Here is a 17,462-nt window from a genome sequence, read left to right on the forward strand (position 1 = left end):
TCCAAAGCACGACTTTTAAGCACAACAAGCAATTAGCTCGACCTTTACCTTGACCTTGGCTTGCCCATGTAAGTTATCCTAGGGCATCTTCTCCAGACCCTGGCCGCCATGCCGATTATCGTCGATACCTTTACCAAACTCTGGGATCTGTTCGCAGTTTACCGCCACCGCCGGGTGATGGTGATGCTGTTTCTCGGCTTCTCCGCCGGTTTGCCGTTGATGCTGGTGTTCTCCACTCTGTCATTCTGGCTGCGTGAAGCGGGCGTCGATCGTACTGCCATCGGCTATTTCAGCTGGATTGCCATTTTGTACGCCTTTAAGTGGCTCTGGTCACCACTGGTTGATCGAATGCCGCTGCCGCTGTTCTCGCGGCTGTTTGGCCGGCGCCGTGGCTGGATGTTGTTTGCCCAGCTCACCCTGGTTGCTGCCATCATGGGGATGGCCATGAGCGACCCCAAAGAGAGCCTTACCTACATGGCGGTGTGCGCGCTGATGGTGGCCTTCGCCTCTGCCACCCAGGATATTGTCATCGACGCCTTTCGTATCGATTCAGCGCCGGAAGAGATGCAGGCTGCCATGGCAGCGGCGTATCAAATCGGTTATCGCAGCGCCATGATTGTCGCCACCGCCGGAGCGCTGACCATTGCCGCCTGGGTTGCGCCGGAGGAAACCGGTTATCGCCTGGCATCCTGGCAAACCGCTTACATGGCCATGGCCGGACTGATGCTGATTGGTATCATCACCACCCTGTTTGCCAAAGAGCCCGAAGTGGATGCAGGGCAAGCCAATGCCGATGAAGCCGAGATGCGGCAAAAACTCAGCAGCCGTTATTCGCCCAAAATGGCGGCGGCGCTCTCCTGGGTATACAGCGCCGTGGTGGCGCCCTTTATCGACTTTTTCAAGCGCTATGGCAAAAGCGCCATCCTGATTTTGGCGCTGATCTCCTGCTATCGGATTTCCGATATTGTGATGGGCATTATGGCCAACGTGTTCTACGTGGACATGGGCTTTTCCAAAGAGGAAATCGCGTTTCTAAGCAAGGTATATGGCCTAATCATGACCCTCATTGGTGCGGCCTTTGGCGGCATTCTGCTTGCCCGCTACGGCACCATGAAAATCCTGTTTCTGGGCGGTCTTTTGGTGGCGACCACCAATTTGCTGTTTGCCTGGCAGGCAGTGGTGGGCTACGACATGCAGCTGCTGACCATCGCCATCTCCATCGATAATTTCAGCGGCGGCATAGCAACGGCCGCCTTTATTGCCTATCTCTCCAGCCTCACCAGCTCAGGCTACAGCGCAACCCAATACGCGCTGCTGTCGTCCATCATGCTGCTGTTTCCCAAGTTTATTGCCGGTTTCTCCGGCGCCTGGGTTGATGCCTTTGGGTATGTGAACTTTTTCATCAGCGCCAGCCTGATTGGCCTGCCGGTACTGCTGCTGGTATGGCTGGTCGATAAAACTGTGCCCCACAAACAGGCGCAACCGACTGAAGCGTCAACCGACGAGCAAGTGCGCTGAATGATAAAAACCACATGAGTTCAGTACCAAGCACTTAAAGCAAAAAGGCAGTCATCAGGTGACTGCCTTTTTCATTGAATCAGCTACCGCTTAATCGCGGAAGTTATTGAACTGGAAAGGCTGCCCCAGTTCAGACGTACGGGCCAGCTGCATAATGGCCTGCAGGTCGTCACGCTTCTTGCCGGTTACCCGCACTGAGTCACCCTGAATTTGCGCCTGCACCTTTACCTTGCTGTCTTTGATGAGTTTCACCAGCTTTTTGGCCACATCCTGGTCTATGCCCTGCTTGAACTTCACCGTTTGCGCAAAGCTCTTGCCGGTGTGCACTATCTTGTCGTCCACGTCCATGGCCTTGGCGTCCACGTCCCGTTTGGCCAGCTGACCGCGCAGAATATCCACCATCTGGCGGCACTGAAAGTCAGACTCAGAGCGCAGGGTTACTACAAAATCTTTAAAATCAACGCTGTACTCAACGCCACGAAAATCAAAACGACCGTCCATCTCGCGGCGGGTATTGTCCACGGCATTTTTAAGCTCTACCGCATCCACTTCTGAAACAATATCGAATGAAGGCATGTTCGAATAACCCCTAAACAGAAAAAGCAAAACTGCCCCTAGTTTAACTGCCCGCCTCACCGAGGTGAAGCCTTAGCAGCTGTATCAGAATTGACACAGAGATTTACAGCCGGATAGATGACTTTGGGACGACATTTCCCTATGATGGGCGCCTTAACCCGGCAACAAAAGTCTCGTGTGAAGAATCGGCAGTTCCTGTTTAAAATCGTGCTGGTGATCGCGCTGTGTATCACCAGTTATCTGGTTTTCTCCAAGCCCAGCTATCCCCAGTCCATTCCGCATTTGGATAAAGTAGGCCATTTCACCACCTTCTTTGGCCTGGCCTGGCTGACCCAGTTGGCGTTTCGTCCCCGATGGTACCTGATGCTCGGCGCCCTCGCCGCCTATGCCGGACTAATTGAAATTGTGCAGTCGCGTCTGCCTTATCGCAGCGCCTCCTGGGGCGACATTGCTGCCGACCTGGCTGGTGTTGCCGCCTTCTTTTTTACCCACTGGCTTTATCGCCGTTACTTTTTGGCGGCCAGGTTCGAGCAGTCATGAACACTGAGGCGCCAAAGGGAATTGCGATTCTCGGCGCCGGTGCAGTCGGCCAGCTGATAGCGCATCAATTGGCCCATGCCGGGATCCGGCCCAGCTTGCTTGGGCGCGATTATCAGCCGCTTACCGAGCCATTTGGCTTTATCTCACTTGCAGGCGAAGAAACTCAGCAATGCTTTGACGGCTCTGGATTTCAGGGCTCAGGTTTTCAGAGCTCTGGTGTTCAGAGCTCTGGTGTTCAGAGCTCTGGTTTCCAGGGTTCTGGCCCTGAAGCTGCTGGTGTGGCAAGTATCCGTTTACTGATTGTCACCGTAAAAGCCTACCAGGTGATGGACGCTTTGCTGCCATTGCTGCCAAGGCTCAGTCGTGATTGCCATTTGCTGCTGCTTCATAACGGCCTTGGTCCCCATGAAGCCCTTATTCCCCATCTCGATGGCCGCGGCCTGACCCTGGGCACCACCAGTCAGGGCGCGCTGCGCCTGAGTAAACACCAACTCAAGCAAACCGGCAGTGGCCTGACGCAATTTGGCCACTGTGCAGGTCCAGCCATGGCGCCTGAGCTTAAAGCGACGCTGCTCAGCGCCATTCCCGGCAGCGAGTGGGTGGAGGCGATACTGCCTGCCCTGTGGCAAAAGCTGGCGGTCAATGCCTGCATTAACCCGCTCACAGCAATTCATGGCGTCTGCAATGGCGAACTGGCAGCCGATGAATTCCAAAGCACCATAGCGGCGGTATTGAGTGAATTGGTTAAGGTAGCCAAGACTCAGGGCATTGAGTTACAGGAAGAGCGCCTATCTGCGCGTGTGTATGAGGTCATTCGCCTTACAGCCGCCAATCGCTCCTCAATGCGCCAGGATGTGGACCACAGGCGCAAAACCGAGATTGATGCCATCAATGGCTATCTGGTGAGCCTTGGCAATCGCCATAATATAGCGACGCCCGCCAACAAGGTGCTCGTCGACGCCATTCACGCACTGGAGCAACGCGTTTAAGCTGTGCCGCTTCTTATTGTGGCCACATCACTGAGGCCACATCACTGAGGCCACATCACCATGATGGCAGCCATCGCAATCAGCACCAGCGCGGCCATATCCTTTACCTGCACCTTTTGTTTCAGATACCAGCTCGACACCAGCATCATAAAGAAGATTTCCACCTGCCCCAGGGTTTTCACATAGGGGACAGCGGTAAGCGACATGGCCGAAAACCAGCCAATGGAGCCCAGGCAACTGCTGACACTGATAGCCAGCGTCAGCCGGTTTCTTGCCATCATGGCCTTAAGCTCGTCAGGCTTTCTTATCAGCAGCCACAACAGCAAAATCACCGTTTGAATAACAATAACCAGCAACAGCACCCAGGCGGCGCGGTGGGGAAAAGGCACATCGAGACAAAGGCTGGCTTCACGAACCCATAGCGACGTGAGCGCAAAGGCACTGCCGCTGGCAAGGCCCAGCAGCAAGGTTTTGGGCGACAGGGTACTGAGCCCGCCCTTGCTTGAGAGCATAAACACCGCCACAGTGCCCACAATCACCCCAAGCCAGCCAAAGAGTGACAGGCTGGTACCAAAAAAGGCCACCCCGAGAATTGCCGCAACCAGTGCCTCGCTCTTGGCAAGCCCGGCGCCAATGGCGAAGTTTTTAAGCTGAAACAGCTTTACCATTAAGGCGGTAGCCAGAATTTGCATCAGCGCCGCCCCGAGAATAAACCCCAGCGCATCCACGCCGAAGGTGGGAATGGCCGCATCCTGCCACAGGTATAACCCGGCCAGATACAGCGCAGCCAGCGGGCCCGCATAGAGAAAACGCGCCAGGGTCACACCAAGCACGCCAACATCGCGACTGAGCTCACTTTGAAAGGCGTTGCGCCAAGCCTGCATAAAGGCCGCCATCAGGGTGAACAAGACCCACATCGTTGTATGCTCCCGAAAACTCAGACAAAAACGCCCGGCAAAGCCGGGCGTTTGAGCATAACACAGCCAATTGGTGCTGTGGTTTACTTGCTGGTGTCCAGAGCAGGAAAAGATTTCACCAGGTCATCTACCGCTTTCATCTGACTGAGGTAGCCTTCCAGTTGATGCAGTGGCAGGGCACAGGGGCCATCGCACTTGGCGTTGTCCGGATCCGGGTGCGCTTCGATAAAGAGACCGGCCAGACCCAGCGCCATACCGCTGCGGGCCAGCTCGGTTGCCTGGGCGCGGCGACCACCGGCAGAATCTTCACGGCCACCAGGGCGCTGCAGCGCGTGGGTGGCATCGAAAATCACTGGATAACCGCTCTGCTTCATCTCATCCATGCCCAGCATGTCTACCACCAGGTTGTTGTAACCAAAGCAGCTGCCACGCTCGCACAGGATGATTTCGTCGTTACCAGCTTCGTTGAATTTCTTCACTATGTGGCGCATCTCGTGGGGTGCCAGAAACTGTGGCTTCTTCACGTTGATGATGGCGCCTGTCTTGGCCATGGCAATCACCAAGTCGGTCTGACGAGCCAGAAACGCCGGCAGCTGGATGATGTCGACCACTTCGGCCACAGGGGCGCACTGATAAGGCTCGTGTACGTCGGTAATGAGCGGCACATTGAAGGTGTCTTTGATTTCCTGGAAAATCTTCAGGCCTTCTTCCATCCCCGGACCGCGATAGGAGTTGATGGACGAGCGGTTGGCCTTGTCAAAAGAGGCCTTGAATACATAGGGGATCCCAAGCTTCTGGGTCACTTCTACATAGCGCTCGGCAATGCTCATGGCCAGATCGCGTGATTCAAGCACGTTCATACCGCCAAACAGCACAAATGGCTTATCGTTGGCGATTTCGATGGCGTTCAGATGGATGGTTTTGTTGGTCATCACACTGTCTCTCTAGTGGGCCGACGCCCCGGGGCATCGATACAGAATCTGATTGGAGGGAGAGTATACCCTGAATCCCTGCCGCCCTGCTATCGGGCAAAGCGCAGCTTTGGCCTATGCAGTCCCTGATTTTGGCGGAGTTGCGGCCCGGCGCCAGGTTTTGACCGCGGGCCTTTACAAAGCACAATCAGGGGTTTGAAATCACCTCAGACACATAGGTCGGCATGGGGTCGATACCGCCAGCGGCGATGCCACGGCACATGCCGGTATCGCTGACACCTGTCTTTACCATCTGAGTGCCATCGAATACCCAGCTTTCAAAGCTCCAGCAGTCGCCAATCCCACGCCCCTTGTGGGCCGCAGAAATAATGCCATCTGCATAGTCATTTCCGCTGACGGGCAAGGGTCTGGGCTGCTTATCGCCATCGGCGAGCAGCCAATAGCCGGAGCCATAGTTGTAGGCAGCAAGCCAGCAGCTGGCTTCAATCAGGGTGTAGCCCTGGCCTATGTTGACGGTGGCGATATCCGGGCCTTCTTCAAACAGTTGCTGACACTCAACATCGGCAATGTCTTCACCATCTTTGATGCTGTTTCTGAGCGCACTGACCAACTCATTGTACTGCGCCGAGTCTTTTGGCACTGGCCTGAGCTCACCTTTGTTGGCCTTATTGATGATTTTTGGCAGCGGCTGCGGCGCCTTCACCGATGACTCCGGCTTGCTGCCTTTGGCCACCACAGCAAAAGGGGTGCCCTGACGCCCCTGATATTCATCCATCTTGCGAAACACAGCGCTGGCGCCGCTGCCGGAAAGCAGCCAGTTTGCCTTGCCGTCACCAATTTCTATGCGAGCATCCCGGGTCATCACCGCAAGCAAGGCCTGTACCTGCACCGAGCTCAGCAGCTCGCCCTCTACCGGGCCAAGCTCCTGGCCATCAATATAGAGGTTAATCTCAGTCGGCCAGGGTTCAAACTCACTGAAATCGCCCAAAAATACCTTGGCACTGATATCGGTTGCAGGTCCTGCCTGACGGGTAAACATCAGCGCCACGGCGTTGCGGTTACCCTCAGCCGAGTAGCCTGCCGCCCGGCAGGTGCCGGTGTTGTCGCAGGCAAGTAGCCAGTCTTTGTGGTAAAACCGCTCGCCTTCAAACGCACTGGCCAGAGGGCTTGCAACCATGGATGCAAGCCCGGGGATAAGGCCAAACGCGACAGCGAGTGCCGCCCTGATACCGTGAAAGCCTGCTGGCCGAGATGTCTTCATCTGGTAATTCCTTCTACACAGTTACTGAAAAGCGTGAACTGGAAACGGTTACTGAAAGCAACGCTTAAAAAACGAAGACCCGAGGAAAGCCTCAGGTCTTTTGCCGATAAATCCTGTTTACCCGCTTACCCCACCACCTGCAGGAACTGGCCGCACAGCCAGGCCATGTAGGTGCCGAGGGCATAACCAAATACCGCCAGCAACACCCCTACCGGCGCCAATGACGGATGGAAAGCCGCAGCCACCACAGGTGCGGACGCAGCGCCGCCCACGTTGGCCTGGCTGCCAACCGCCATATAAAACAGCGGCGCCTTAATGAGCTTGGCCACCAGCAACATAAAGCCTGCGTGCACCAGCATCCAGGTAATCCCCAGCAGGAAGTAAATCGGAGTATTGAAAATCTCACTCACGTCCATGTGCAGGCCGATGGTGGCCACCAGCACATACAGGAACGCCGATGCCACCTTGGAGGCACCTGCCGCTTCGAGATGGCGCACCGGAGTGAAGGACAAGGCCAGACCCGCTGTGGTCACAATCACAACCAGCCAGAAGAAACCGGAGGTAAGGCTGTATTGCTTGGTCCAGGGGAAGTTTTCCAGGAAGAAAGGCGCCAGGAAATCGGCGGCGATATGGGCAAAACCCGTGATACCAAAACCCACCGCCAACATCAGCATCAAGTCGGTCAGGCTGGGGTTACGCTCGTTTTCGGCCTTGTACTTCTCAACCTTGGCTTTCAGCACTTCGATGGCAGTGGTATCAGCACCGGTTTTGGCGTCGATTTCTTTGGCGCGGGAGGCCATAAACAGCAGCACCGCCATCCAGACGTTAGCCACAATCACATCCACGGTGATCATCACCGAGAACACATTGCCGCCCACTTCGTAGATTTCCTTCATGGCCGCCTGGTTGGCGCCGCCGCCAATCCAGCTGCCGGCCAGGGTGGTCATGCCGCGCCAAACCGAGTCCGGTCCCATGTCAGCAGTGAGGGATGGGTCGATGGCAGAGACCAGCAGCAAGGCTACCGGGCCACCAATCACAATCCCCAAGGTACCGCAGAGGAACATCACCACTGCTTTGGGCCCCAGACCCATGATGGCCTTGAGGTCCACCGACAAAATCAGCAGCACCAAACAGGCGGGCAACAGATAGCGGGTGGCGACGAAATAGAGCTTGGAGGCATGGCCATCGACAATGCCAAAGGTATTAAGCAGCGAGGGCAGGAAGTAACACAGCAGCAGTGCCGGAACAAACTTATAGAATTTTTGCCAGCTGGGATGGTTGTTAGTGTAAAACACAAATCCCAGAATGATGGCCAAAAAGCCGAGCACGGTTGCGTCGTTGGTGACCAAAGGCGCCGTTGTCATCTTCCCTTCCCCCGAAGTCGTTATTATGTTGTAAGGTATTATTTTTTAATGAAGTATATCTTGGTGCTCGCCCAATTCCCTCAGCTGCATCCGCACCAGCTCCACCACGGGATCGTGGGGGCTTAAATCGATAAACTGCTTAAGATCCGCCTCGGCCACCCTATGGGCACCGAGCTGCTGGGCGATAAAGGCCCGCTCACGGATGAGCATTGTTTCGTCCGGATACCAGTCCATCAGCAGGTTACAGCACTCCAATGCCACATCAAAACGCTGCTGAACTATGGCTCCGGCCTTAAGCTCATGCAGCATACGGGCAATCAGCTCTTTAACGCTGGAAGGCTTTACATAGGCAGGTTTCATCCGCGCCCAGTTACCCAGCTCGCCGCGCACCAGCGCATGAACCCGGGTACGGTCGATAAACTCGCCGCTCAAAGGGTCCAAAATCAGCCGCGACTTACCCCGTTGCCAACACAGCAAGGTGTTGCCCGGCAGCAAAATAGGCTCAAGTTTTACGTCCAGTTGCTTGGCCAGTAGCATAATGATGGTGGCCAGCACTGTGCTGTTACCGCTGCGGGATAAAAAGCCATGGGCGAGGCTTGCAGCCTCCAGGCTGAAATAGTCGTCGCGGGCGCAAAAGCCCAAATCACGATAAAACCAGTTCAGCATCGCCTTTAAGCGAGCCTCCTGGTCAACCAGATAATGACTCAGCACACCGCCGGCAATTTCATACCAGGCCCATTCGGCTTTTTCGCGGGAAGCCAGCCCCAAATGTTCAATAAGTGCCAGCGGCGTCTCCGGCAAGGAGATGCCGCCTTCTAACGAAAAATCACTCATGATGCCAGCATAATGGCCTGTTTGATCACGGCCATCTTGGCCGCATACACCACCCAGGCAATGGCACCCAGGAAGGCAAAGAAACGGAAGAACTTGTTACGGTTGGACTTCATCGCCATAAAGGCCAGCAGTATGTATGCGACCACGGCGAGGATTTTCTCGGTCAGCCAGGGGTCAACAAATGGATACTGTTTGATTAAGAAGCACAGCGACAGGCCGGACAGCAGCAAGAAGGTGTCGATGATATGCGGTGCTATCTTCAGCAGCTTTTTCTCAAGCAGGGCTGATTCTTTCAGCTTAAGCACAAAACGCACCACAAAGAACAACACGCTGACGGCTATCAGGGTCAGATGCAGGTGCTTCACAAAGGGATACAGGCTGTTAATGGTTTCCATGGCTCAAGTAGGTTCCCCGTAAACGAAAGGCGTTAGTGTACCCGAATCGCACCGCCCTTGCTATTGGTGGCGGTGCGCGCAAAGCCATTATTCGCCCTGCCAGAGGCCAAGAGTACAGCGATCGTTGGAGCCAAAGTCCCGCACTGTGGCAACCTTGTGATAACCAAGGCCAGACAGGGTTTCCCGCAGGCGCAGTGCCTGGGCGTAGCCGTGCTCAAGCAGCAGATACCCCCCCACTTTTAAGTGCTCACGGGCGTGCATGGCGATATGGTTGAGGTCAGCATAACCTTCATCGGCGGCGGTCAGGGCGCTTAAGGGCTCAAAGCGTACATCACCCATGGCCAGATGCTCGTCCTGCTCATCTATGTACGGCGGGTTGGAAACAATCAAATCGAAGTCGGCATCCTTGACCGCGCTGAACCAGTCGCTTTGCAGCACCTCTACCTGACTGAAACCAAGGTTGTCACGGTTTGCCGTGGCCAGCGCTACAGCATCATCCACCTTATCGAGCGCGGTGATGCGCCAATTTGGGCGCTCACTGGCCAGCGCCAGCGCAATGGCGCCTGTGCCTGTGCCGAGATCCAGCACCCTGGCATTGTCCGGCAGCGCCAGATTCAGTGCGGTTTCCACCAAGATCTCGGTGTCGGGCCGTGGAATAAGTGTGGTGGCATTCACCATAAAGCGCAGCGACCAGAACTCGCGCTCACCGACGATGTGGGCCACGGGGATCCCCTTGGCGCGCCTGGCAATCATTTGCTCAAAGCGTTTCCACTGCTCGGCAGACAGCTGTCGCTCAGGCCAGGTGTAGAGGAAGGTGCGGTTTTTACCGAGGCAGTGCTGCAGCAGCACTTCGGCATCGATATTGGCCGACTCCGATGAGCTGGCCAATGTGCGAAAGGCCCATTGCAGGGCCTCACCTATGCTGGATTGGGAAGCCAAATCTTACCCCTGCTCGTCGGCCAACGCGGCCAGCAGATCGGCCTGATATTCCTGCACAATAGGGTCAATCAGGGCGTTAAGGTCCCCTTCAATCACCTCGTTGAGGCGATACAGGGTCAGGTTGATGCGATGGTCGCTCACCCGTCCCTGAGGGAAGTTATAGGTACGGATGCGCTCGGAGCGATCGCCGCTGCCCACCAGATTGCGACGGGTCGTGGCTTCTGCGCTGCGACGCTTCTCATCTTCGGCCGCCTGCAAACGGGCCACCAGCACAGACATGGCCTTAGCCTTGTTCTTGTGCTGCGAGCGCTCGTCCTGACATTCCACCACCAGGCCCGTGGGCAGGTGGGTAATACGGATAGCAGAGTCGGTTTTGTTGACGTGCTGACCACCGGCGCCTGAGGCACGGAAGGTATCGATACGCAGCTCGGACGGATTGATTTCCACCGCTTCGGCTTCAGGCACTTCGTGCAGCACCGCCACGGTACAGGCAGAGGTATGTACCCTGCCCTGGGATTCGGTTTCCGGCACCCGCTGCACCCGGTGACCACCGGACTCGAACTTGAGTTTGCCGTACACGCCATCGCCGCTGAACTTGGCAATCACTTCTTTGAAACCGCCGTGCTCACCTTCGTTGGCACTGACGATTTCCACCTGCCAGCGCTGTGCCTCGGCATAACGGCTGTACATGCGGAACAGATCACCGGCGAAAATCGCCGCTTCATCACCACCGGCACCGGCGCGGATTTCCACGAAAGCATTGGCTTCATCGTTGGGATCTTTGGGCAGCAGCAGGATTTGCAGCTCGGCTTCCAGATGCTCGAGTGCCGCCTTGGCGGATTTCATCTCTTCCTGGGCCATCTCGCGCAGCTCAGGATCGTCCTCCTCGAGCATTTCTTTGGCGGTATCCAGATCGGCGACGGCTTGTTGGTAGGCCTTAAAGCCCTTTACCACGTCTTCGAGTTGGGCGTATTCCTTGGACAGTGCACGAAAACGGTCCTGATCGGCAATGATGCTGGCATCGCTGAGCAGCGCCAGTACTTCTTCGTTGCGCTCGAGCAAGCCTTCCAGCTTGCGGATGACGGATTCCTTCATTTAGCTCTCAAAAAATCTCAGTGTTTATCCAGGCCGAGCGCGGTCCGAAGTTGCCCCAGTGTATTGAGGTCACCCTGACGGCTCGCCGCCGTGAGGGCCTGAGTAGGTGCATGGATCAAACGGTTGGTGAGCTTGTTGGCCAGTTCCAGAATTACCTGCTCGCCATCGGCCCCCTGCGCCAGTTTATTGAGGGCACGCTCTACCATTTCATCTTTGATTGCCATGCTGGCGGTCCGGTATTCGCGAATACTGTCCACCGACTCCAGGGAGCGGATCCAATCCATAAACAGGAAAGATTGCTCCTGAGCTATCACCTCGGCTTGCTCGGCCGCCTCCTTTCGGGAGGCCATGTTCTGTTCGACAATGCTTTGCAGGTCGTCCACCGTGTACAAAAATGCATCGTCGAGTTCACCGACTTCAGCTTCGATATCACGGGGAACAGCGATATCAACCAATAACATAGGCTGATGACGACGCTGCTTGAGTGCCTTTTCTACCATGCCCTTGCCAAGGATAGGCAGCGGGCTGGCGGTAGAGGATATCACGATATCGGCCTTGGGGAGATACTCTGGAATTTGCGAAAGCGTAATCGCAGTGGCGCCAAACTCTTCGCACATGGCTTCGGCGCGCTCCACGGTGCGGTTTGCCACCACCATGGAAGTGACACCATTTTCTTTCAGGTGCCGGGCCACCAGCTCAATGGTTTCGCCGGCGCCGATAAGCAGCACCTTGGTTGACGCCAGTGACGAGAAGATATGTTTGGCCATGCTGACCGCAGCAAAGGCCACGGAAACAGCGGCGCTGCCGATTTCGGTCTCGGTGCGCACTTTTTTGGCAACGGAGAAGGTGCTCTGGAACAGGCGGTCCAGAGTCACGGCCACAGTGCCGGCCTCTTTGGCCTTGGCAAAGGCCTGTTTGACCTGACCTAAAATCTGCGGCTCACCGAGTACCAGTGAGTCGAGCCCTGAGGCCACCCGCATCAAATGCCGCACCGCTTCCTGGCCCTGATGATGATACACACAGGGCATCAGCTCTTCGTGGCTCAGGCCATGGTAAGACTCAAGCCAATGAATGATGTCGCTGGCCTGGGCGTTATTGCAGTACAGCTCGGTACGGTTACAGGTAGAGACAATCACCGCCTCATTGGACGAGGTGGTGCAGGCAAGGCTTCGCATCGCATCATGGATCTTGTCCGGGGAGAAGGCGACTTTTTCTCGCAGGTCGACCGTGGCCGTTTTGTGATTTATCCCGATTGCTACAAGGCTCATCTGACTGTTTCTGGATCCTGTGCGGCGCTTGAGTGAATTACGCCATTCTACTGAATTGGGGCCGTTAAAAACAGAATAGGCTTAACAAAACCGAATAAAGATCTCTGTTGTTATCCGCTTTTTCCATCAATGTTGGCCAAATAGGCGAAGGCGGGCAAAAAGCGGGTAAGGCCATTGGTATAATTTTTAAAGCCCTCGTATCATAAGGACTTATTTAATTCAGTCATAGATGATTAACTTGCGCCGATTCACAAAATTCACTCTTGCTGGCCTGACTGCCCTTTCCTTGCTCGGTGGTTGTAGCCTCACGCCACAGTTGCCGCTGGTTCCCGTCATCGTCGCCAGCAGCAGCGATGCTAAGGCTTGGGAGCTTAAGGGAAAACTGCTCATTCGCACCCCTGAAGACAAGGTATCAACCAACCTCTATTGGCTTAATGGACCGGACAATACCGAATTACGGCTCACCAGCATGCTGGGCACCACAGTGCTGCTGCTGACCCAAACCGCTGAAGGCGCCACCCTGGAAGTGGATGGCAAAACTTACTCGGACCCCAGCCCACAGCGGCTGCTCGATGGCCTAAGTGGTTTTACCCTGCCCATCGATGCCCTGCCCTTTTGGATTACCGGTCAGGCGATGGACGGCGATAGCGTCGAATATGACGAACTCAACCGTCCAAAAACCATCATCAGCGCCGATGGCCAGTGGAGCATCAAGATTGCCAGCTGGCAAACCCAGAGCGGCGCCTCGGTGCCACGGATGATGGAGCTTAAGCACGCCAGCGCCAGCATCAAGTTACAAACCAACGAGTGGCAGGCACTGGCCAGTGCCCAAGGTACCAAAGGAGCCCGATGATGCCTGTATCCCTTGCCTGGCCGGCCCCGGCAAAACTGAACCTGTTTTTGCACATCAATGGCCGTTTGCCCAATGGCTACCATGAACTGCAAACCCTGTTTCAATTTATCGACCATGGCGACTGGCTGGATTTTAAAGTGACTGCAACGCCAGAACTGACACTGCACTCCAATTTGGGCCAGGTTGTCCCTGACAGCGATAACTTAATTCTGAAAGCCGCAAAATCTTTGCAGAGCGTCACAGGTTGCAGCCAGGGCGCTGAGATCTGGCTCGACAAACGTCTGCCCATGGGTGGTGGCCTTGGCGGCGGTTCATCGGATGCAGCCACCACGCTTGTGGCCCTCAATGCCCTGTGGCAGCTGGGTTTGGATAAAAAAGCCCTGATGGACATAGGCTTGAAACTGGGCGCCGATGTACCGGTTTTTATTAATGGCATAGCCGCCTTCGCAGAAGGCGTAGGCGAAAAATTACAGCCGGTCGAAGTCGCCGAGCCCTGGTATCTGGTCTTGGTCCCTGACGCCCACGTTTCCACCGCCGAAGTGTTCCAGCATCCTGATTTACCAAGAAATACCCGTAAACTGGACATGGCTTCACTGGGGCCGGAAAACTGGTCAAATGACTGTCAGGCCTTAGTTGCATCCAAATACCCCCAAGTTGCCAATGCGTTAAGCTGGCTGGTAGAATATGCGCCGTCCAGAATGACCGGAACCGGTGCATGCGTGTTCGGGGAGTTCGACTCGCAGCAGGCCGCGCTGGAGGCGTTGGCTCAAAAGCCATCTGATATGCAGGGCTTTGTTGCGAAAGGACTGAATCGTTCGCCGTTGGAGTTGAGGCTCGCTCAGCTTTAACCGACTTCTGCGCTGCACGCCAGGGAATGTAATGCAGCAGCTACACTAAAATATCAAGCAAACGCCTGAGGTTCATACAGTGCCCGACATCAAGCTTTTTGCTGGGAATGCTACCCCCAGTCTCGCGAAAAAGATTGCCGACCGTTTATTTTGCAAACTTGGAGAGGCTGAGGTAGGCCGTTTCAGTGACGGTGAAATCAGTGTCCAGATCAACGAAAATGTACGTGGTGCTGATGTTTTCATCATTCAATCCACCTGCGCCCCTACCAATGACAACCTGATGGAACTCATTGTGATGGTAGACGCCCTGCGCCGCGCCTCAGCAGGTCGTATCACCGCCGTAATTCCTTACTTCGGTTATGCCCGTCAGGACCGCCGCGTGCGCTCTGCCCGTGTGCCTATCACCGCCAAAGTAGTTGCCGACTTCCTGTCCAGCGTAGGTGTTGACCGCGTACTGACCTGTGACCTGCACGCCGAGCAGATCCAGGGCTTCTTCGACGTACCGGTAGACAACGTGTTCGGTAGCCCAGTGCTGCTGGAAGACATGGTTGCCAAGAAGCTGGACAACCCTGTGGTTGTGTCTCCGGACATCGGTGGCGTTGTACGCGCCCGCGCAGTTGCCAAGCTGCTGAACGATTCTGACCTGGCTATCATCGACAAGCGTCGCCCACAGGCCAACGTGGCTCAGGTAATGCACATCATCGGTGACGTTGAAGGCCGTGACTGCATCATCGTTGACGACATGATTGATACCGGTGGCACCCTGTGTAAAGCCGCCGAAGCCCTGAAAGAACATGGTGCCAACCGCGTATTTGCTTACGCCACTCACCCAGTGTTCTCTGGCAAGGCAGCAGAAAACATCAAGAACTCTGTAATTGATGAAGTGATTGTGACCGACACAGTGCCTCTGAGCGAAGAGATGATGAAAGTAGGCAAAGTCAGCCAGCTGACCATGTCTGCCCTGCTGGCCGAAGCTATCCGCCGTGTGAGCAACGAAGAGTCTATCTCTGCGATGTTTCAGCACTGATACGTCTGAGCCCACAGCTTAAGCTTCAAAAAAACGCACCCTGAGGTGCGTTTTTTTATGCCTGCAATTCAAGCCCAACTTAAGGTCAAACCGGAACCAGCCGCAAACTGGCCGACAACAGCGCTTCAATCTGATCACTGGGCTGAGGTCTGGCAAACAGATAACCCTGATAGCGATCGACCCCCTCCAGCGCCAGCGCCTGGCGCTGGGCATCGGTTTCCACCCCTTCAGCCACAGTCACCAGCCCCAGACTGTGGGCCAGCTGCACTATGGTGCGCACAATCAGCAGATCGGGCTTACTGCTGTCACAGTGATCCACAAAGGATTTATCCACCTTCAGGGTATCCACCGGCAATCGCGCCAGGTAAGCAAGTGATGAATAGGCAACACCAAAGTCATCGATGGCAATACGGATCCCACGGCTTTTGAGGGACTGCAACATATCTATGTATTCCCCCGGCGCCGTCATTACCGCGGTTTCGGTCAGTTCAAGCTCAAGCCAACTGGCATCGATGCCGGTTTCGGCAATCACATCATCCACCAGCGTCAGCAGGTCATCGCGCTGCACCTGTACCATGGAAATGTTGACCGATAAAAAGAATGGCTGATAACGCTGCTGCCAGCCCTTGAGCTGCATGCAGGCCTCCCGCAGCACCCAGCGGCCGATGGGCACTATGGTGCCATTGGCCTCGGCGATGGGAATAAACCTGGCCGGTGAAACCACTCCCAACTCTTTACTGTGCCAGCGCAGCAGCGCCTCAACGCCCTTAATCGCGCCGGTCTGCATACACACCTTGGGCTGGTATTCGAGATGCAGCTCCTGCTCTTCAATGGCAAGCCGCAGCTGCCGCTCAATCTCATAATTGGCAAGGGACTCCTGATGCAGGCTGGCGTCAAAAAAGCTGATGGCGCTCAACTGGCGTTTGGCTGAGTAGAGCGCCAAATCGGCGTTGCGGCACAAGGACTCAGCATCGTTACTGTCCCAGGGGGCTATGGCAATTCCCATGGAAGGCTGCACCTGGATCAGGTGACTGAACACCCGGTAGGGGGCCTCGAGGCGTTCCATCAGGATCTCGGCCTCTGCCTTCGCCGTGCCCGCCATGGCGCCTTCACTTAGCTCAAACAGCACCGCAAACTCATCGCCGCCAATCCGGTAGCTGTGGATATTGCGCCCGGCTGCCTGTTGTAATCGCGCCGCCAGCTCACTGAGCAGCTGATCGCCGCCACTATGACCGTACTGATCGTTTACCCGCTTGAAGGCATCCACATCCAACATAACAAGCGCAAAGCCTGCGAGTTTATTCTGCGATACCGCCGCAAACAGCCGGGCCATGTGTTCACGAAACGCCTTGCGATTACCCAAGCCAGTTAAATCGTCAGTTCGGCTTAAATTGGCGAAGTGCAGCACCTGGGCCTGGCTCTTGGAGTAGAAGTAACTCATCACGCAGGCGAAGCTGCCGATGACAAGCAGCTCAACGGCATCTTCAAGCCAATCGGCAAAATCGTGGGATTCCACCGAAGGCAGATAGGTAAAAATCAGCACAGGGGCAACTGCCAGCGGCCAGAGGCTGGCAGGAAACAACATCACAAACAGCAAAGGCACCAGAACATACGCCTCTTCAATCAGTTCGATATCGAGCGGGGACAGGGCACAGAGCAACAGAAGAACCGTCAGGGCACCCATGGCGTTGGCGAATCGGTGCATGCCGGTACTGAACCAGGCCACCAGCATTTCTACCGCAAACAACAGGGTTAGCACCCTGAGGCCGGTGGTGGAATACTCGCTTAACAATGTCAGGGTAACCAGCAGAACCATGGCTGCAAACAATAGGGTAAACAGCCAGCTACTTGTAGCCATATCCTTGAGTTTACTCAGGATAGTCATACAATCTGCCGTATTATAATAATACCCTTATATTAACTGTTGATTTAGCTTTGACAAGCACGAATCACCAAAACAAAAAGCCCGTCCAATGGACGGGCTTCATGTTATGGCTGGGGTGCTAGGATTCGAACCTAGGTATGCCGGGATCAAAACCCGGTGCCTTACCGCTTGGCGACACCCCAATCTGGGTTCGAAAAATCCGGATTAAGCGGACTTCCCGA

17 protein-coding genes and 1 tRNA gene are annotated in these 17,462 nt (G+C 55.4%); 6 read left to right on the forward strand and 12 right to left on the reverse strand.

Going from position 1 to position 17,462, the window contains the following annotated elements; genetic code table 11:
* The first annotated feature begins 108 nt into the window (after positions 1-108).
* Positions 109-1,518 (forward strand): AmpG family muropeptide MFS transporter, encoded by a 1,410-nt coding sequence (locus tag STH12_RS11695; protein WP_126167722.1) that lies wholly within the window; start codon positions 109-111, stop codon positions 1,516-1,518.
* Positions 1,519-1,608: 90 nt separating this feature from the next.
* Here STH12_RS11695 and STH12_RS11700 read toward each other — a convergent pair whose 3' ends face one another.
* The gene (locus STH12_RS11700) at positions 1,609-2,094 is read right to left on the reverse strand and encodes a YajQ family cyclic di-GMP-binding protein (RefSeq protein WP_126167723.1); all 486 of its coding nucleotides are present in this window, start codon (positions 2,092-2,094) and stop codon (positions 1,609-1,611) included.
* A 177-nt stretch (positions 2,095-2,271) separates the two neighbouring features.
* On the opposite strand from STH12_RS11700, the gene STH12_RS11705 reads away from it, so the two are divergent.
* Both STH12_RS11705 and STH12_RS11710 read left to right on the forward strand, forming a co-directional pair.
* Positions 2,272-2,634: a VanZ family protein gene (locus STH12_RS11705; protein WP_126167724.1), complete on the forward strand. Its 363-nt coding sequence runs from the start codon at positions 2,272-2,274 to the stop codon at positions 2,632-2,634.
* Positions 2,631-3,623: a ketopantoate reductase family protein gene (locus STH12_RS11710; RefSeq protein ID WP_126167725.1), complete on the forward strand. Its 993-nt coding sequence runs from the start codon at positions 2,631-2,633 to the stop codon at positions 3,621-3,623. The genes STH12_RS11705 and STH12_RS11710 overlap by 4 nt, the downstream gene beginning before the upstream one ends.
* A gap of 41 nt (positions 3,624-3,664) precedes the next feature.
* Here STH12_RS11710 and STH12_RS11715 read toward each other — a convergent pair whose 3' ends face one another.
* From STH12_RS11715 to hemA, 9 genes are all read right to left on the reverse strand, one after another.
* The gene (locus STH12_RS11715) at positions 3,665-4,540 is read right to left on the reverse strand and encodes a DMT family transporter (RefSeq protein ID WP_126167726.1); all 876 of its coding nucleotides are present in this window, start codon (positions 4,538-4,540) and stop codon (positions 3,665-3,667) included.
* 83 nt (positions 4,541-4,623) lie between these two features.
* On the reverse strand, positions 4,624-5,472 hold the full coding sequence (kdsA, locus tag STH12_RS11720) for a 3-deoxy-8-phosphooctulonate synthase (protein ID WP_126167727.1): 849 nt from the start codon (positions 5,470-5,472) through the stop codon (positions 4,624-4,626).
* Between the two features lie 187 nt (positions 5,473-5,659).
* On the reverse strand, positions 5,660-6,733 hold the full coding sequence (locus STH12_RS11725; RefSeq protein ID WP_218567741.1) for a DUF1176 domain-containing protein: 1,074 nt from the start codon (positions 6,731-6,733) through the stop codon (positions 5,660-5,662).
* 125 nt (positions 6,734-6,858) lie between these two features.
* The gene (locus STH12_RS11730) at positions 6,859-8,097 is read right to left on the reverse strand and encodes a DUF819 family protein (RefSeq protein ID WP_126167728.1); all 1,239 of its coding nucleotides are present in this window, start codon (positions 8,095-8,097) and stop codon (positions 6,859-6,861) included.
* 45 nt (positions 8,098-8,142) lie between these two features.
* The gene (locus STH12_RS11735; protein ID WP_126167729.1) at positions 8,143-8,931 is read right to left on the reverse strand and encodes a transglutaminase family protein; all 789 of its coding nucleotides are present in this window, start codon (positions 8,929-8,931) and stop codon (positions 8,143-8,145) included.
* Complete coding sequence (locus STH12_RS11740) at positions 8,928-9,326, reverse strand: SirB2 family protein (RefSeq protein WP_126167730.1); 399 nt, start codon at positions 9,324-9,326, stop codon at positions 8,928-8,930. The genes STH12_RS11735 and STH12_RS11740 overlap by 4 nt, the downstream gene beginning before the upstream one ends.
* A gap of 87 nt (positions 9,327-9,413) precedes the next feature.
* Positions 9,414-10,265 (reverse strand): peptide chain release factor N(5)-glutamine methyltransferase, encoded by an 852-nt coding sequence (gene prmC, locus STH12_RS11745; RefSeq protein ID WP_126167731.1) that lies wholly within the window; start codon positions 10,263-10,265, stop codon positions 9,414-9,416.
* 3 nt (positions 10,266-10,268) lie between these two features.
* On the reverse strand, positions 10,269-11,360 hold the full coding sequence (prfA, locus tag STH12_RS11750) for a peptide chain release factor 1 (protein ID WP_126167732.1): 1,092 nt from the start codon (positions 11,358-11,360) through the stop codon (positions 10,269-10,271).
* 17 nt (positions 11,361-11,377) lie between these two features.
* Complete coding sequence (gene hemA, locus STH12_RS11755; RefSeq protein WP_126167733.1) at positions 11,378-12,628, reverse strand: glutamyl-tRNA reductase; 1,251 nt, start codon at positions 12,626-12,628, stop codon at positions 11,378-11,380.
* Between the two features lie 229 nt (positions 12,629-12,857).
* On the opposite strand from hemA, the gene lolB reads away from it, so the two are divergent.
* From lolB to STH12_RS11770, 3 genes are all read left to right on the forward strand, one after another.
* The gene (gene lolB / locus STH12_RS11760) at positions 12,858-13,481 is read left to right on the forward strand and encodes a lipoprotein insertase outer membrane protein LolB (protein WP_126167734.1); all 624 of its coding nucleotides are present in this window, start codon (positions 12,858-12,860) and stop codon (positions 13,479-13,481) included.
* Positions 13,478-14,329: a 4-(cytidine 5'-diphospho)-2-C-methyl-D-erythritol kinase gene (gene ispE / locus STH12_RS11765; RefSeq protein ID WP_126167735.1), complete on the forward strand. Its 852-nt coding sequence runs from the start codon at positions 13,478-13,480 to the stop codon at positions 14,327-14,329. Before lolB ends, ispE begins: the two co-directional genes overlap by 4 nt.
* Positions 14,330-14,408: 79 nt before the next feature.
* Positions 14,409-15,356: a ribose-phosphate pyrophosphokinase gene (locus tag STH12_RS11770; RefSeq protein WP_011760679.1), complete on the forward strand. Its 948-nt coding sequence runs from the start codon at positions 14,409-14,411 to the stop codon at positions 15,354-15,356.
* Positions 15,357-15,441: 85 nt separating this feature from the next.
* On the opposite strand, the gene STH12_RS11775 is transcribed toward STH12_RS11770, so the two are convergent.
* Together STH12_RS11775 and STH12_RS11780 are read right to left on the reverse strand one after the other, a co-directional pair.
* Positions 15,442-17,241 (reverse strand): putative bifunctional diguanylate cyclase/phosphodiesterase, encoded by a 1,800-nt coding sequence (locus STH12_RS11775; RefSeq protein WP_126167736.1) that lies wholly within the window; start codon positions 17,239-17,241, stop codon positions 15,442-15,444.
* A gap of 107 nt (positions 17,242-17,348) precedes the next feature.
* A tRNA-Gln gene (locus STH12_RS11780) sits at positions 17,349-17,423 on the reverse strand.
* Between the last annotated feature and the right edge of the window lie 39 nt (positions 17,424-17,462).

It is taken from the genome of Shewanella khirikhana, from assembly GCF_003957745.1.
Classification (GTDB): Bacteria; Pseudomonadota; Gammaproteobacteria; order Enterobacterales; family Shewanellaceae; genus Shewanella; species Shewanella khirikhana.

Bases quoted from the DNA above. Each gene is read 5' to 3' on its own strand.
- STH12_RS11730 (WP_126167728.1), bottom strand. From the start codon at position 8,097: ATGACAACGGCGCCTTTGGTCACCAACGACGCAACCGTGCTCGGCTTT.
- prfA (WP_126167732.1), bottom strand. From the start codon at position 11,360: ATGAAGGAATCCGTCATCCGCAAGCTGGAAGGCTTGCTCGAGCGCAAC.
- STH12_RS11710 (WP_126167725.1), top strand. From the start codon at position 2,631: ATGAACACTGAGGCGCCAAAGGGAATTGCGATTCTCGGCGCCGGTGCA.
- kdsA (WP_126167727.1), bottom strand. From the start codon at position 5,472: ATGACCAACAAAACCATCCATCTGAACGCCATCGAAATCGCCAACGAT.
- STH12_RS11775 (WP_126167736.1), bottom strand. From the start codon at position 17,241: ATGACTATCCTGAGTAAACTCAAGGATATGGCTACAAGTAGCTGGCTG.
- STH12_RS11700 (WP_126167723.1), bottom strand. From the start codon at position 2,094: ATGCCTTCATTCGATATTGTTTCAGAAGTGGATGCGGTAGAGCTTAAA.
- STH12_RS11740 (WP_126167730.1), bottom strand. From the start codon at position 9,326: ATGGAAACCATTAACAGCCTGTATCCCTTTGTGAAGCACCTGCATCTG.
- ispE (WP_126167735.1), top strand. From the start codon at position 13,478: ATGATGCCTGTATCCCTTGCCTGGCCGGCCCCGGCAAAACTGAACCTG.
- STH12_RS11695 (WP_126167722.1), top strand. From the start codon at position 109: ATGCCGATTATCGTCGATACCTTTACCAAACTCTGGGATCTGTTCGCA.
- STH12_RS11725 (WP_218567741.1), bottom strand. From the start codon at position 6,733: ATGAAGACATCTCGGCCAGCAGGCTTTCACGGTATCAGGGCGGCACTC.
- hemA (WP_126167733.1), bottom strand. From the start codon at position 12,628: ATGAGCCTTGTAGCAATCGGGATAAATCACAAAACGGCCACGGTCGAC.
- STH12_RS11715 (WP_126167726.1), bottom strand. From the start codon at position 4,540: ATGTGGGTCTTGTTCACCCTGATGGCGGCCTTTATGCAGGCTTGGCGC.
- STH12_RS11735 (WP_126167729.1), bottom strand. From the start codon at position 8,931: ATGAGTGATTTTTCGTTAGAAGGCGGCATCTCCTTGCCGGAGACGCCG.
- lolB (WP_126167734.1), top strand. From the start codon at position 12,858: ATGATTAACTTGCGCCGATTCACAAAATTCACTCTTGCTGGCCTGACT.